The 15,024-nt window shown below is 71.7% G+C and carries 13 protein-coding genes and 3 tRNA genes; 1 reads left to right on the top strand and 15 read right to left on the bottom strand.

The genetic code is table 11. The features are described from left to right. Positions 1-77: 77 nt before the first annotated feature. The 6 genes from AB0O91_RS03735 to AB0O91_RS03760 form a co-directional block, all read right to left on the bottom strand. Positions 78-686, bottom strand: coding sequence for a TetR/AcrR family transcriptional regulator (locus AB0O91_RS03735; RefSeq protein ID WP_363427482.1), 609 nt, complete (start codon positions 684-686; stop codon positions 78-80). 128 nt (positions 687-814) lie between these two features. Beyond that, positions 815-1,237 (bottom strand): MaoC family dehydratase, encoded by a 423-nt coding sequence (locus AB0O91_RS03740; protein ID WP_363427484.1) that lies wholly within the window; start codon positions 1,235-1,237, stop codon positions 815-817. Positions 1,238-1,242: 5 nt separating this feature from the next. Further along, the gene (locus tag AB0O91_RS03745; protein ID WP_363427486.1) at positions 1,243-1,701 is read right to left on the bottom strand and encodes a MaoC family dehydratase N-terminal domain-containing protein; all 459 of its coding nucleotides are present in this window, start codon (positions 1,699-1,701) and stop codon (positions 1,243-1,245) included. Positions 1,702-1,829: 128 nt separating this feature from the next. After that, positions 1,830-1,994 (bottom strand): 50S ribosomal protein L33, encoded by a 165-nt coding sequence (gene rpmG / locus AB0O91_RS03750; protein ID WP_006604855.1) that lies wholly within the window; start codon positions 1,992-1,994, stop codon positions 1,830-1,832. A gap of 83 nt (positions 1,995-2,077) precedes the next feature. After that, positions 2,078-2,150, bottom strand: a tRNA-Met gene (locus tag AB0O91_RS03755). Between the two features lie 43 nt (positions 2,151-2,193). Next, a tRNA-Thr gene (locus AB0O91_RS03760) sits at positions 2,194-2,266 on the bottom strand. Between the two features lie 286 nt (positions 2,267-2,552). Here AB0O91_RS03760 and AB0O91_RS03765 point away from each other — a divergent pair. Beyond that, positions 2,553-3,821 carry a hydrolase gene (locus tag AB0O91_RS03765; protein WP_363427488.1) on the top strand — a complete coding sequence of 423 codons (1,269 nt, stop codon included), beginning with the start codon at positions 2,553-2,555 and terminating at the stop codon, positions 3,819-3,821. Between the two features lie 250 nt (positions 3,822-4,071). Here the strand turns inward: AB0O91_RS03765 and AB0O91_RS03770 are convergent, their stop codons facing one another. The 9 genes from AB0O91_RS03770 to AB0O91_RS03810 all read right to left on the bottom strand — a co-directional run bounded on the left by AB0O91_RS03770 (position 4,072) and on the right by AB0O91_RS03810 (position 14,972). Then, positions 4,072-4,785 (bottom strand): response regulator, encoded by a 714-nt coding sequence (locus tag AB0O91_RS03770; RefSeq protein WP_363427490.1) that lies wholly within the window; start codon positions 4,783-4,785, stop codon positions 4,072-4,074. Then, complete coding sequence (locus tag AB0O91_RS03775; protein WP_363427492.1) at positions 4,778-7,426, bottom strand: ATP-binding protein; 2,649 nt, start codon at positions 7,424-7,426, stop codon at positions 4,778-4,780. Before AB0O91_RS03775 ends, AB0O91_RS03770 begins: the two co-directional genes overlap by 8 nt. A gap of 144 nt (positions 7,427-7,570) precedes the next feature. After that, on the bottom strand, positions 7,571-8,200 hold the full coding sequence (gene kdpC, locus AB0O91_RS03780) for a K(+)-transporting ATPase subunit C (protein WP_363427494.1): 630 nt from the start codon (positions 8,198-8,200) through the stop codon (positions 7,571-7,573). A 24-nt stretch (positions 8,201-8,224) separates the two neighbouring features. After that, positions 8,225-10,342 (bottom strand): potassium-transporting ATPase subunit KdpB, encoded by a 2,118-nt coding sequence (gene kdpB, locus AB0O91_RS03785; protein WP_363427496.1) that lies wholly within the window; start codon positions 10,340-10,342, stop codon positions 8,225-8,227. Then, a complete protein-coding gene (gene kdpA / locus AB0O91_RS03790; RefSeq protein ID WP_363427498.1) occupies positions 10,342-12,003 on the bottom strand; it encodes a potassium-transporting ATPase subunit KdpA in 1,662 nt (553 codons plus the stop codon). The genes kdpB and kdpA overlap by 1 nt, the downstream gene beginning before the upstream one ends. Before the next feature lies 1 nt (position 12,004). Beyond that, positions 12,005-12,094 carry a K(+)-transporting ATPase subunit F gene (gene kdpF / locus AB0O91_RS03795; protein WP_045693083.1) on the bottom strand — a complete coding sequence of 30 codons (90 nt, stop codon included), beginning with the start codon at positions 12,092-12,094 and terminating at the stop codon, positions 12,005-12,007. Beyond that, the gene (locus AB0O91_RS03800; protein WP_363427500.1) at positions 12,091-12,261 is read right to left on the bottom strand and encodes a hypothetical protein; all 171 of its coding nucleotides are present in this window, start codon (positions 12,259-12,261) and stop codon (positions 12,091-12,093) included. Before AB0O91_RS03800 ends, kdpF begins: the two co-directional genes overlap by 4 nt. 409 nt (positions 12,262-12,670) lie before the next feature. Next, the gene (locus tag AB0O91_RS03805) at positions 12,671-14,500 is read right to left on the bottom strand and encodes an APC family permease (RefSeq protein ID WP_363427502.1); all 1,830 of its coding nucleotides are present in this window, start codon (positions 14,498-14,500) and stop codon (positions 12,671-12,673) included. Between the two features lie 391 nt (positions 14,501-14,891). After that, a tRNA-Tyr gene (locus AB0O91_RS03810) sits at positions 14,892-14,972 on the bottom strand. Between the last annotated feature and the right edge of the window lie 52 nt (positions 14,973-15,024).

Here is a 15,024-nt window from a genome sequence, read left to right on the forward strand (position 1 = left end):
TAGTTATTGATCACTAACTTTCCGGGGCCGGGAAAAGGCCGCACGGACCCCGCCGTACGACCCGCTCCCCCGACTGCCTACCCGGCCGTCCGCTCCGCCGTCTTCCCGGCCGTCCCGTCGGCCGTCCCGTCAGCCGCCTTGTCGCCGAACCCGTCCCAGATCCGGTGCTCCCTGGGGAAGCCCAGCGCCACCAGGGCGTTGATCAGCATCCCGTAGGCGAAGAACTCCGTGGTGCCCTCGACGTCTCCGCCGACCCGCTCCCGGACCCGCTCGAACAGCTCCCCCCACAGCCGCCGGGCGGTCTCGCCGATCTCGTCCTCGCCGGCCATCCGGGAGGCGAACACCGAGACGTAGAGCTGCATCTGCATCATCAGCTGCTCGCTGTCCTCGACCAGGCCCATGTAGGCCTCGGACATCGCCGCGGCGGCCTCCTCGCCGGTCAGCCCGGTCGACGCCTCGTCGAAGACCCGCCAGGTCTCCTCGATGCAGCGCTCGGCGGCGGCCGTGAAGATCGCCTGCTTGCCGGCGAACAGTCGGAACAGGTACGGCTGCGAGACGCCCACCCGGCGGGCGATCGCCTCGGTGGAGGTGCCCCGGTAGCCGTTCCTGGCGAACTCGATCACCGCGGCCCGGACGACGCTCTCGCGCCGCTCCTCCGCACTCATCCGCATGCTCGTCTTCGCCATGGGAGCAAAGTTAGTGACCAATCACTATCTCCGCAAGGCCCCGGGCGCCCCGAACCCTCCGGAAAGCACGGACCGCCCGGCGGCCCGTGGCACGGGCTACCGGGCGGTCGACGCCGGAGGAGGGGGGCTCAGGCCAGCCGGACGACCGCCCGCGACATCCCCAGCACCTTCTGCCCGCCCGAGGTGGCCAGCAGGTCGACCTGCACCTTGCGGTCGTCCAGCTTCTTGGCGACCTTGGCCGAGACCTCGATCACCGCGCCGACCCCGTCGTTCGGCACCGGCACCGGCCGGGTGAAGCGCACGCCGTACTCGACCACCGCGGCCGGGTCGCCGACCCAGTCGGTGACCACCCGGATCGCCTCAGCCATGGTGAACATGCCGTGCGCGATGACGTCCGGCAGGCCGACCTCCAGCGCGAACTTCTCGTTCCAGTGGATCGGGTTGAAGTCGCCGGAGGCGCCCGCGTACTGCACCAGTGTGGCGCGGGTCACCGGGAAGGACTGCGCCGGCAGCTGGGTGCCGACCTCGACCTCGTCGTAGTTGATCGCCATCGCGCTCACTCCCCCGCCACGTCGGCGGCCCGGGCCACCAGCGTCATGATCGCCGTCACCACGTGCTCGCCGGTCTCGTCCGCCACCTCGCCACGGACGGTGAGCACGTCGTTGCCCGCCAGCGACTTGATGTTGTCGATGGTCACCGCGACCGTCAGCCGGTCGCCGGCCTGCACCGGGCGGCTGTACTGGAACTTCTGGTCACCGTGCACCACCCGGCTGTAGTCCAGACCCAGCTCGGGGTCCTCGACCACCTGGCCGGCCGCCCGGAAGGCGATCGCGAACGGGAAGGTCGGCGGGGCGATCACGTCCTGGTGGCCCAGCGCCTTCGCGGCCTCCGCGTCGGTGTACGCCGGGTTGGCGTCACCGATCGCGGTCGCGAACTCACGGATCTTCTCCCGGCCGACCTCGTACGGATCGGTGGGCGGGTAACTACGCCCGATGAAGGCGGGGTCGAGCGCCATGGCAGCTCCTCGGAACACGGTGGAACGCGGACGGGTACGAAAATGACTCCGGACCGCACCCCCTGTTGAGGGGTGCGGTCCGGAGTCGAAGACCTGAATTCACACAGGCCCGGCGCCCTGCGACAGGGTCAGCGGGTCTCGCGGTGCGCGGTGTGCGAGTTGCAGCGGGGGCAGTGCTTCTTCATCTCAAGACGGTCCGGGTCGTTACGCCGGTTCTTCTTGGTGATGTAGTTCCGCTCCTTGCACTCCACGCAGGCCAGCGTGATCTTCGGGCGGACGTCGGTGGCAGCCACGGGAGTGCCTTCCTTGGACAACGAATAAGAACACAACAAGAGTAGCCGACCGGGAGTGCGATCTCCCGACCGACTACGCGGGGTAGCGGTGACCGGACTTGAACCGGTGACACAGCGATTATGAGCCGCTTGCTCTACCAACTGAGCTACACCGCCACAGTGATCAGCAGACCAGCCGAAGCTGACTGCCTTTCACCAGAGCCCCCATGCGGAATCGAACCGCAGACCTTCTCCTTACCATGGAGACGCTCTACCGACTGAGCTATAGGGGCGAACGAGGAAGAGATTACACGTTCCGCGCCCAGAGGTGAAATCCGTATCCCGGGGCCATGACCGCAGGTCGGCGCGGTGGACGGACGGACGATCCAAGGCAGGGTGTTCGATCGGCCGGTGAGCCGTGCGCCCCGAGCCGATACGACTATTGCCCGCCTCCCGGCACCCCGCCCCCGTGCGCCATAGGCTCGACCCTCATTGACCGGGGCACCGGCCGATCCCCCTCGGGGCCCCACTCCCCACGGGCCCCCGGGGCCCACTGGCCAGCGCGAGAAGGAGCCGGCGATGGACAGCGCAGCCGCCGACGGGCCGCACCCGGGGCCCGGCCCGGCGGCCAACCCGCTCGGGCACGGCCCGGTCCTGCTGCTCACCGGAGCCCGACTGGTCGACGGACGGGTGGTGGACGTCCGGATCAGCGGCGACCGGATCCAGGCGGTCGGCACCGTCGGCAGCCTCGGCCCGCTGCCCGCCCTGCCCGGCGCCCCCACCGTCACCACCGGCGCCCGGATCGACCTCCGCGGCTACCTGCTGCTCCCGGCCCCCGCCGAGGCGCACGGCCACTACGACTCCGCCTTCTCCGCCGCCCTGCCCGCCCCGCCGCCGGACACCCCCGCCGACCTCACCCGCCGGGTCACCGAGGCCGCGCTCACCTCGCTCGGCTACGGCGCCACCGCCCAGCGCACCCACGTGCGGATCGGCGACGTGCACGGGCTGGGCCGGCTGGAGGCGGTGCTCACCGCCCGCCAGGCGCTGCGCGGCCTGGCCGAGCTCCAAGCGGTGGCGATGCCCCGGCTGCTCACCGGCCGGGCCGGCGCGGACGGCCGGGCCCAGCTGCGCGAGGCCCTCAAGCTGGGCGCCACCGCGGCCGGCGGCTGCCCGGAGCTCGACCCCGACCCCAGCGGGTACGTGCACCTGCTGCTGGAGGCCGCCCGGGAGGCGGACTGCCCGGTGGACCTGCACACCACCGCCGTCGACGCGGCCCAACTCGCCCGGCTGGCGGGCGTCCTGGCACCGCTGCGACCCCGGGTCACGCTCGGCCCGTGCGGCGCGCTGGCCCGCGGCGCGTCCACCGTGCTGGCGACCAGCGGGGTGCGGGTGGTCTGGCTGCCGCAGAACGGCGGCTGCACCGGGCTGGAGGGCCGTCCGACCGGCCCGCGGCCGGGCCTGGTACGGGAGTTGACCACCGCCCGGGTGCCGCTGGCGGCGGGCAGCGGCGCGCTGCGCGACCAGTCCAACCCGGTCGGCCGGGCCGACCCGCTGGAGTCGGCCTACCTGCTCGCGGCGACCGGGGAGCTGGATCCGGAGGCGGCCTACGACGCGGTGGCCAACCAGGCCAGGGCGGCGCTCGGGCTGCCGCCGGTGCGGGTGGACGCCGGATTCCCGGCGGAGCTGCTGGCGGTGCGCGGGGACAGCCTGGCCGGGGCGCTCGCCGGCGGGCACAGCCGGCTGGTGGTGCACAGCGGCCGGGTGGTCAGCCGGACCAGCGCGGTGCGGGAGTTCGCGGACACCGTGGCGCTGGCGCTGCCCCGGCAGTCCGGCGGCGCGGACTGCTGAGCACGTCGAGGAGGAGCGGGCGAAAACCAAGGGGCGCGCGACCTGAGTCGCGCGCCCCTCCCCCACTACTGGCCGCCCTTGGACGGCGGCTGGAACGGGTCCCAGGCTTCCCCCACATGGAGCAGGGCCCGCTCGCTTCGACACCGACACTACGACCACGGAACACCGCCGCCGACCGGCCTTGACGCTCCCCTGTCGCCCACCGGGCGGCTCTTGACGGCTCGTTGACGATCCTCGGCTGCGCCCCCGGCTACGGGACGTACCGGTACCCGATCCCCGGCTCGGTGATCAGGTGCCGCGGACGGGCCGGGTCCCGCTCCAACTTGCGTCGCAGCCCGGCGAGATAGACCCGCAGGTAGTTGCCGCGCGCCTCCTGCGCGGGGCCCCACACCTCGCGCAGGATCTGCCGCCCGGGCACCAGCCGGCCCGGGTTGGCGAGCAGCAGGCTGAGGATCCGCCACTCCGTCGGGGTGAGCCGCACCGGGCCACCCGGGCCGAGCACCGTGGTGGCCGCGAGGTCGACGGTGTGGTCGCCGATCACCGGCCGGCCCGGCGGGACGGCGCCCAGCGGCCGGCGCAGCACCGCCCGCAGCCGGGCCAGCAGCTCGTCCATCAGGAACGGCTTGGTGAGGTAGTCGTCGGCGCCCGCGTCCAGCGCGCCGATCTTGTCGGCGGCGTCGGACCGGCCGGAGAGCACGATGATCGGCACCGCGCTGTGGGTGCGCAGCCCGCGCAGCACGTCCATGCCGTCGAGGTCGGGCAGGCCCAGGTCGAGCAGGACGGCGTCCGGGACGGAGTGCGCGGCCCGGTCGAGCGCCTCGCCGCCGCTGGCGGCGGTGCGCACCGAGTACTGCCGGGCGCTGAGGTTGATCCGCAGGGTGCGCAGCAGGGCCGGTTCGTCGTCGACGACGAGGATCTCGGAGTTCTCGGAGCTCCGCTCACCTCGTTCGCTTCGGTCACTCATGGCGCGGCGGCTCCTCCCCTGCGGCGACGTGCTCGGTCTCGACGTGCTCGGTGGCGACATGCTCGGTGGCGACGTGCTCGGCGGCGAAGGGCTCGGCCCCGATCTCCCCGGCCTCGAAGCCCCCGGTGGCGGCGGGCAGGGTGAGCAGCATGGTGGTGCCGCCCCCCGGGGTGTCCTCCACCTCCAGGCTGCCGCCCATGGCCTCGGCGAGGCCCCGGGAGAGGGCCAGGCCGAGGCCGACCCCGGTGGTGTTGTCGGTGTCGCCGAGCCGCTGGAAGGGCAGGAAGATCCGGTCCCGGTCCTCGGGGGCGATGCCCGGGCCGCGGTCGATCACCCGGACCTCGACCTGGTCGGCGTGGTGGCTGGCGGTGACCAGCACGGGCGCGCCGGGGGCGTTGTACCGCAGCGCGTTGGTGATCACGTTGGCGAGCACCCGCTCCAGCAGCGGCGGGTCGGCGAGCACCGGCGGGGCGGTGTCCAGGTCCAGCGGCTGGATCGGCGCGTACGGGTCGGGCAGGCTGTCGAGCGCCCTGGGCAGGATCTCGTCCAGGTGGGTCTCGGTGAGGTGCAGGGTGAGCGCGCCGGCCTGGAGGCGGCTCATGTCGAGCAGGTTGTCCACCAGTCGGGTGAGCTTGACCAGCGATTCGTCGGCGGTGGCGAGGAGTTCGGCCTGGTCCTCGGGCGAGAACTCGACGTCGGGGCTGCGCAGCGAGCCGACCGAGGCGCGGGCGGCGGCGAGCGGGGTGCGCAGGTCGTGGCTCACCGCGGCGAGCAGCGCGGTGCGCATCCGGTCGGCGGCCTTGATCGGCTCGACCTCGGCGGCGACCACGGCCAGCCGGTCGCGCTCCAGGGCGGCGGCGACGTGGGCGGCGAAGGCGGTGAGCACCCGTTGGTCGGCGGCGGGCAGCCGGCGACCGGTGAGCACCAGGACGGCGTCGACGCCGACCGGCACCTCGGTGGTCTCGTGCTGCGCCTCGTCCCCGTCCGGGTGCTCGGCCTGGCAGTGGGCCAGCACCTCGCCGTCGGAGCGGGAGAGCAGCGCGACGGTCTGCATGCCGAAGGCCGTCCGGGACTTCTCCAGCAGCGCGGGCAGGGCGTCGGCGCCGCGCAGCACGCTGCCGGCCAGGGTGGAGAGGGTCTCCGCCTCGGCGGTGGCGCGGGCGGCCCGGCTGGTGAGCCGGCCGGCGTGGTCCACCACGGTGGAGACGGCGAGCGCGATCGCGGCGAAGACCACCAGGGCGACGATGTTGTTGGTCTCGCCGATGGTCAGGCTGTGGACCGGCGGGATGAAGTAGTAGTTCAGCAGCACCGAGGCGATGAACGCGGCCACCAGGGCGGACATCGCGCCGCCGAGCAGGGCGACGATGACCACGCCGAGCTGGAAGATCAGCGCGTCGGTGGTGAGGTTGATGCTGCCGTGGGCCTGGGAGAGCAGGCCGGTGAGCAGCCAGGGCACCGCCAGGCCCGCCGCGTAGCCGAGGACGGTGCGGCGCCGGGAGTGCCGCCGGCCCAGCGAGGGCAGCCGGCCGCGGCCGGTGAACTCGTGGGTGACCATGTGGACGTCGATGTCCTCGGAGGCGTCCACGGTGGTCTGGCCGGTGCCGGGGCCGGTGAGGAAGCGGTTGATCCGGCCGCGGCGGCTGGTGCCGAGCACCAGCTGGGTGGCGTCGTGGGCGCGGGCGAAGGCGAGCAGCGCGGTCGGGACGTCGTCCCCGACCACCACGTGGTAGCTGCCGCCGATGCTCTCGGCCAGCTGTCGCTGCTGGGCGAGCGAGGCGGAGGAGGCTCCGGCCAGACCGTCGCTGCGGGAGACGTGCACGGCCAGCAGTTCGCCGCCCGCGGCGGCGGCGATCCGGGCGGCGCGCCGGATCAGGGTCTCGCCCTCCGGGCCGCCGGTGAGGGCGACGACCACCCGCTCGCGGGTCTCCCAGACCCGGTCGATCTTGTGGCTGGCCCGGTAGTCGCGCAGCCCCTCGTCGACCCGGCCGGCCACCCAGAGCAGGGCGAGCTCGCGCAGGGCGGTGAGGTTCCCGACCCGGAAGTAGTTGGAGAGCGCGGCGTCCACCTTCTCCGCCTTGTAGACGTTGCCATGGGCCATCCGCCGGCGCAGCGCCTGCGGCGCCATGTCGACGAGTTCGAGCTGGTCGGCCCGACGGACCACCTCGTCCGGGACGGTCTCCCGCTGCGGGATCCCGGTGATCTTCTGGACGACGTCGTTCAGCGATTCCAGGTGCTGGATGTTGACGGTGGTGATGACGTCGATCCCGGCGGCGAGCAGTTCCTCGATGTCCTGCCAGCGCTTGGCGTGCCGGCCGCCGGGGATGTTGGTGTGCGCCAGTTCGTCGACCAGGACGACGGACGGGCGGCGGGCGAGCACCCCGTCGAGGTCCATCTCCTCGAACTCGGCGTCGCGGTAGGCGCGGTGGACGCGCGGCAGGACCTCCAGACCGTCGGTCATGGCCTCGGTGTGCCGCCGGCCGTGGCACTCGATGTACCCGACCACGACATCGGCCCCGCGCTCCTGTCTGCGCCGGGCCTCGTCCAGCATCCGGTAGGTCTTGCCGACCCCCGGGGCGGAGCCGAGGTACACCCTCAGCCGACCGGTGCGGATGCCGGAGCCGGGGGTGAGGTCGCGGGCCATGGGCACTGCTTCTTTCCATCGGGAGCTGACGGCTGGGCGGTACGCGTCTGCGGATACGGGGCGGCCGACCCGGGCGCGGGAGGCATCCTCCCGTGCCCGGGCCGGCCCGGTCACCCTGGTATCGGGTGTGGTGTCACTGTCGCGTCACTTCGCTTCGCTGACGGCCCTGTTGAGCAGCACGACGTTGACGCCCGGCTGGCCGAGGAAGCCGAGCGAGCGGCCCTCGGTGTACTTGTCGACCAGCTTGGCGACCGCGTCGGCCGACAGGTTGCGCTCCTTGGCGACCCGGTTGACCTGCTCCTTGGCGTAGTCCACCGAGATGTGCGGGTCGAGGCCGGAGCCGGAGGCCTCCAGCGCGTCGGCCGGGACGCTCGCCGGGTCGACGCCGTCGAACGCGGCGACGGCGGCGCGGCGGTCGTTGACCGCCTTGAGCAGGTCGTCGCTGTTCGGACCGAGGTTGCTGGCGCCGGAGTTGTCGCCGGCGTAGTTGTTGGCGGAGGGCCGCGGCTGGAAGAACTTCGGGTCCGGGACCGGGTCCTCCTTCGGGTCGTCCGGGTTCTTCTTCGGCAGGTTGTAGTTCTGGCCGAGGAGGCTGGAACCGATCTGCTTGCCGTCGGCGGACACGATCGAGCCGTTGGCCTTGTCGCTGAACGCGACCTGGCTGATCCCGGTGATCAGCAGCGGGTAGGCGATTCCGAGGATCACCGTGAGCACCAGCAGCGCGCGCAGCGCGGTGAAGTGGGTGCGGATGGTCGTCGGCAGGGGCTTGGACATGGTGTTTCTCTCCTCTTCCCTGCGTCAGTTGAGGCCGGGGATGAACTGGACGATCAGGTCGATCAGCTTGATGCCGACGAACGGCACCACCAGACCGCCGAACCCGTAGATCCCGATGTTCCGGCGCAGCAGCGAACTGGCGTCCGACGGGCGGTACTTCACGCCGCGCAGGGCGAGCGGGATCAGGCCGACGATGACCAGGGCGTTGAAGATGATCGCCGAGGTGATCGCGGACTGCGGGCTGTGCAGGCCCATGATGTTGAGGTGCTTCAGACCCGGGTAGACCCCGGCGAACATCGCGGGGATGATCGCGAAGTACTTGGCCACGTCGTTGGCGATCGAGAAGGTGGTCAGCGCACCGCGGGTGATCAGCAGCTGCTTGCCGATCTCCACGATCTCGATCAGCTTGGTCGGGTTGGAGTCCAGGTCGACCATGTTGCCGGCCTCCTTGGCCGCCATGGTCCCGGTGTTCATCGCGACGCCGACGTCGGCCTGGGCGAGCGCGGGGGCGTCGTTGGTGCCGTCGCCGGTCATCGCGACCAGCTTGCCGCCCTCCTGCTCCTTCTTGATCAGGGCCATCTTGTCCTCGGGCGTGGCCTCGGCGAGGAAGTCGTCCACGCCGGCCTCCTCCGCGATCGCCTTGGCGGTCAGCGGGTTGTCGCCCGTGATCATGATGGTCTTGATGCCCATCCGGCGGAGCTCGTCGAAGCGCTCCCGCATGCCCTCCTTGACCACGTCCTTGAGGTGGATGACCCCGAGGACGCGGGCGGGCTTGCTGCCGACCTTGGTGGCCACCACCAGCGGGGTGCCACCGGCGGCGGAGATGCCGTCGACCAGGGTCGCGACCTCGTCCCCGACCGAACCGCCGTTCTCCGTCACCCAGTTGGAGACGGAGCCGGCGGCGCCCTTGCGGACCTGGTGGACGCCGTCGGCCTCGTCCAGGTCCACACCCGACATCCGGGTCTGGGCGGTGAACGGGACCCAGGTGGCGTGCGTCAGCTCGCCCTGGACACGGGCCCGCAGGCCGTACTCGGTCTTGGCCAGGACCACGATCGAGCGGCCCTCGGGGGTCTCGTCCGCGAGGGAGGAGAGCTGGGCGGCGCTGGCCAGTTCGTCGGTCCCGACGCCCGGAGCGGGCAGGAACTCGGCGGCCTGGCGGTTGCCCAGGGTGATGGTGCCGGTCTTGTCGAGCAGCAGGGTGTTGACGTCGCCGGCGGCCTCGACGGCACGGCCGGACATCGCCAGCACGTTGCGCTGGACCAGGCGGTCCATGCCCGCGATGCCGATCGCGGAGAGCAGCGCGCCGATGGTGGTCGGGATGAGCGCCACGATCAGGGCGACCAGGACGATCATCGACTGCGGGGCGCCCGCGTAGGTGGCCATCGGCTGGAGCGTGACGACCGCGACCAGGAAGACGATGGTCAGCGAGGCCAGCAGGATGTTGAGCGCGATCTCGTTCGGCGTCTTCTGCCGGGCGGCGCCCTCGACCAGGGCGATCATCCGGTCGATGAAGGACTTGCCGGGCTCCGAGGCGATCTTCACCACGATCCGGTCGGACAGCACCTTGGTGCCACCGGTCACCGCGGAGCGGTCACCGCCGGACTCCCGGATGACCGGCGCGGACTCACCGGTGATCGCCGACTCGTCGACGCTGGCGACACCCTCGACCACGTCGCCGTCGCCGGGGATGACCTGCCCGGCCTCGACCACCACGTGGTCACCGAGCTGGAGCGCGGTGCCGGGCACCTCCTCCTCGGCCTGGGTGGCGGGCCAGTTGGTGAGCCGGCGGGCGACGCTCTCGGTCTTGGTCTTGCGCAGGGTGTCGGCCTGGGCCTTGCCGCGGCCCTCGGCGACGGCCTCCGCCAGGTTGGCGAAGATCGTGGTGAGCCAGAGCCAGACGGTGATCGCCCAGGCGAACACGGACGGGTCGGCGATCGCGGAGACGGTGGTCACCACCGAGCCCACCTCGACCACGAACATCACCGGGTTCTTGATCATCACCCGGGGGTCGAGCTTCTTCACCGCGTCCGGCAGGGAGGCGACGATCAGCTTCGGGTCGAGCAGGCCGCTCTGGACTCTGTGCGGCCCGGCGGCCTCGGCCTTGTCGTCGGCCGGTGCGGGGTTGAGCGTAGGGGTGGACATCAGGAGAGACCTTCCGCAAGCGGCCCGAGGGCCAGGGCCGGGAAGTAGGTGAGGCCGACGACGATCAGGATCACGCCCGACAGCAGGCCCACGAACAGCGGCTTGTGGGTGGGCAGGGTGCCCGGAGTGGCCGGAACCGGCTGCTGCTGGGCGAGCGAGCCCGCCAGCGCCAGGACGAAGACGATCGGCAGCAGTCGCCCGAAGATCATCGCCAGGCCGAGCGCGGTGTCGTACCAGTCGGTGTTGACGGTCAGACCGCCGAAGGCCGATCCGTTGTTGTTGGCGGCCGAGGTGAACGCGTACAGCACCTCGGAGAAGCCGTGGGCACCCGAGTTGAGCATCCCGGCCCGCTCGCCCGGCAGGGCCATCGCCACACCGGTGCCGACCAGCACGATGGTCGGGGTGGTGAGGATGTACAGCGAGGCGAACTTCATCTCGCGGCCGCCGAGCTTCTTGCCCAGGTACTCGGGGGTGCGGCCGACCATCAGGCCCGCCACGAACACCGCGACGACGGCCAGGATCAGCATGCCGTAGAGGCCGGAGCCGGTACCACCGGGCGCGATCTCACCGAGCATCATGTTGAAGACCGTCAGCCCGCCGCCGAACGGCGTGAACGAGTCGTGGAAGGAGTTCACCGCGCCGGTCGAGGTCAGCGTGGTCGAGGCGGCGAACAGGGTCGATCCGGCGATGCCGAAGCGCTGTTCCTTGCCCTCCATCGCGGCGCCCGCGGCCTGCAGGGCGGCGCCGTGGTGCGAGGCCTCGGACCAGGTCAGCAGGGCGGTCGAGGCGATCCAGAACAGGCCCATCACGGCGACGATCGCGTAGCCCTGGCGGTTGTCGCCGACCATCTTGCCGAAGGTCCGGGGCAGGGCGAACGGGATCACCAGCAGCAGGAAGATCTCGACCAGGTTGGAGAAGCCGGTCGGGTTCTCGAACGGGTGCGCCGAGTTGGCGTTGTAGAAGCCGCCGCCGTTGGTGCCGAGCAGCTTGATGACCTCCTGGGAGGCCACCGGGCCGCCGGGGATCTTCTGCACCTCGCCGCTGAGCGTGGTCACGTCGGTGAAGCCGTGGAAGTTCTGGACCACGCCGGAGGCGGCCAGGATCAGCGCGAACACGATCGAGATCGGCAGCAGCAGGCGCAGGTTGATCCGGGTGAGGTCCACCCAGAAGTTGCCGACGCGGTCGGTCCGGTTGCGGGTGAAGCCCCGGATCAGCGCGGCGACGACGGCGATGCCGACGGCCGCGGAGACGAAGTTCTGCACCGCCAGGCCGGCCATCTGCGCCACGTGGCCCATCGCGGACTCGCCGCTGTAGGACTGCCAGTTGGTGTTGGCGACGAAGGAGATCGCGGTGTTCCAGGCCTGGTGGCCCTCCATCTGCGGAACGCCCAGGCTCAGCATCAGGTAGCCCTGGAGCCGGATCAGACCGTAGAGGAAGAGCACCGAGACGGCCGAGAAGGCGATCACCGAGCGCAGGTACACCGGCCAACGCTGATCGGCGTCACCGTCGACGCCGATCAGCTTGTAGATGCCGCGCTCGACTCTGAGGTGCTTCGAGGTGGTGAGGGTCTTGGCGATGTAGTCGCCGAGGGGGCGGTAGCACAGGGCCAGTGCGCCGACGAGGGCGAGGGCCTGCATCCAGCCCGCGAGAGTGGATCCCATGTCAGAACTTCTCCGGGAAGATCAGCGCCACGACGAGGTAGCCGACGAGAGCGACGGCCACGACCAGACCAGCGATGTTCTCGGCACTCACAGCTTCTCCACCCCCCGCGCGATCAGGGCGATGACGGCGAACACGGCGACCGTGACACCGACGTAGATGAGATCGGACATGGGCTCCACCAGCGTGGTTCGGGAGATGCCGCGCACACCCCGGTGGGGTTTCGAGCGGCACCGGCGGACAACCGGCAGATGCAGCAAACCAGCCGTCTAAGGCGCGTTAGGGGCTCCTGACGCCCTCCATACGGGTGAATGCGGTGCGTTGACGCGACCTTGACGCCCGCTTCACCGGGCCGAGACCGCCGTGACCAGGCCGAGACCGGGAGTTCCCCGGGCCGAGACCGGTTGCGGAGGCGCCGGTGCGGACGCTGCGGGCTCCGGCGTGGGCGTCGCGAGCCCCGGCGTGGGCGCTGCGGACGCCGGAGCGGGCACCGGAGCGGACGCCGCGGACAGGGTGCGGACGGGAACGGGCCCCGGCGCGGCTGGCTGCCGCCCCGGGGCCCGTACGTTCACCCGTCGGTGTCCTGCGGTCCCGCTGCTTCCTCCGGTCTGCCGCCTCTGCTGTTCCCCCGGTTCCCCCGCCTCCCCCGTCGCCCCCGTCTCCCGCAGATCACATCCGCATCCGCAGCCGGCAGACCACCGCGTCGGTGTGCCGGCGCAGGGCGCGGTCGATCACGGCGCCGCGCCGGTTCTGCAGCGCGCGCTGCCACCAGTGGGCGGGCTCGACCTCGGGGATCAGCACGGTGAGCCGGTCGTAGGCGTGCTCCTCGCCGAGCCGGTTGACGAACTCGGCGATCGGCTGGCCCAGCCGCCGTCGGTCCTCCGGGACCTCCAGCAGGGGCACCCCGGGCTGCCACAGCTCCCAGTCCCGGCGCAGCGCCTCGGCGTCGGCCGGGTCGTGCACCACGGTCACCGCGAACACCTCGTCGCCGAGCGACAGCGCCGCCGACAGGCCGTCCCGGGTGAGCCGGGTGATCGCCGTCACCGGGACGATCACCAGGCTGCGCTGGCGGGTCACCGCGCCCGGCACCCGGCCGAGCTCCAGCCGCTCGCCGATCCGCCCGTAGCTGCGGTGGATCGCCTCGAACAGCACCACCAGCAGCGGCAGGGCGACCACGATGCCCCAGGCGCCCTCGGTGAACTTGGTGCCGGTCACCACCAGGGTCGCGACGCCGGTCAGCACCGCGCCGAAGCCGTTCAGCGCGGCCTTCCACTGCCAGCCGGCCGGGCGGTGCAGGTGCCAGTGCCGGACCATGCCGACCTGGCAGATGGTGAAGCCGACGAACACACCGATCGAGAACAGCGGCACCAGGCTGTTGACGTCACCGCCGGAACCGACCAGCAGCACGGCCGACACCGCGGCCAGGAACAGCACGCCGTACCGGTACACCTGGCGGTCGGCGCGCAGCGCGAAGACGTGCGGCAGGTGGTTGTCCCGGGCGAGCAGGTCCATCAGCACCGGCAGGCCGCCGAAGGAGGTGTTGGCGGCGAGGCCGAGCAGGACCACGGTGGAGAACTGGACCACGAAGAAGCCCAGGCCGTGGCCGAGCGAGGCGTCGGCGAGCTGGGCGAGCACGGTGACGCCGTCGACCGGCTGGAGGTGGAAGCGGCCGATCAGCACGGCCAGGCCGATCAGCATCACGCCGAGCAGGGCGCCGAGCATCACCTCGGTGTGCTGGGCCCGCTTGACCCGCGGGGTGCGGAAGGAGGGGACGGCGTTGGCCACCGCCTCGACGCCGGTCAGCGCCGAGCAGCCCGCCGCGAAGGCCTTGAGCAGCAGCAGCGCGCCGACCGCGGTGGCGTTCTCGGCGAGCACCGAGGCGTGCCCGGCGGCGGCCGCGGTGCTCGCCGGGGCGTCCCGGAACAGGCCGACCACGATGATCGCCAGGATGGACAGCACGAAGACGGCCGTCGGCGCCATGAACCAGCGCGCCGACTCGGCGATGCCGCGCAGGTTGACGGCGGTCACCAGGGCGAGCACACCCAGGCAGAGCCAGACCCGGTCGTCGTACAGGCTCGGGATGGCCGAGGTGAGCGCGGCCACGCCGGCGGTCACCGATACCGCGACGTTCAGGATGTAGTCGATCACCAGCGAGGCGGCCGCGGTCAGCGCCGTCCGACGGCCCAGGTGCGCCTTGGCCACCGCGTAGGAACCGCCGCCGTCCGGGAAGGCCGCGATCACCTGCCGGTAGGAGGCGACCAGCACCGCGAGCAGGACGGCGATCGCCACCGTGACCGGGAGGGTGAAGCCCAGCCCGTACGAACCGGCCGCGGCCAGCACCAGCACGATCGACTCGGGGCCGTACGCCACGGAGGCCATCGCGTCCAGCGACAGCGCGGCGAGCCCGCCGACCGCGCTGAGCCGGTGCCGCTCGTCGGCCGCCCCGGTATCCGGTGGCTCGTCGGCCGTCACGGCCGGGGTGGAAATGGCGCTGGACATCGGACGGGACCTCCGCAGTCGGTAGTTGCTCCGAATCCTGCGGTTCGCACGCCCCGGCCGGGCCTGCCCCCTACGCGTTCCTGACGCCGCCACCAGTGCCCTTGACGCGGTCTTGACGCGACCGCCGGGCGGCGGGAGGGAAGTTGGCGGGGGTGGGGTGAGCCGTTGTCCCGGCGGGCGCCGGTTGGGAAGACGATCAGCTCGGTCGAAGGACTCCCACCCCCGAGCACCACTCTGCTGCCTGGCAGAGGTAATTGCAAGCAATGTGCAATAGCTGCCACCCCCGCCGACCGACCCCGCACCCCACCCGCACGCACGGAACAGCCGCCCGAACACGACAAAACAGCCCCCGATCCGCGTTTCCGCAGATCGGGGGCTGTTCTCTATCCTGTGGCTGGTGCAGGGTTCGAACCTGCGTAGCTTGCGCGACAGATTTACAGTCTGCTCCCTTTGGCCGCTCGGGCAACCAGCCAGGATTTTCGTTTCCCGGGGCTCGCGCCCCGTTCGACTTGGTAAACCATACC

The organism is Kitasatospora sp. NPDC089797 (genome assembly GCF_040684795.1).
In the GTDB taxonomy this organism is placed as follows: Bacteria; Actinomycetota; Actinomycetes; order Streptomycetales; family Streptomycetaceae; genus Kitasatospora.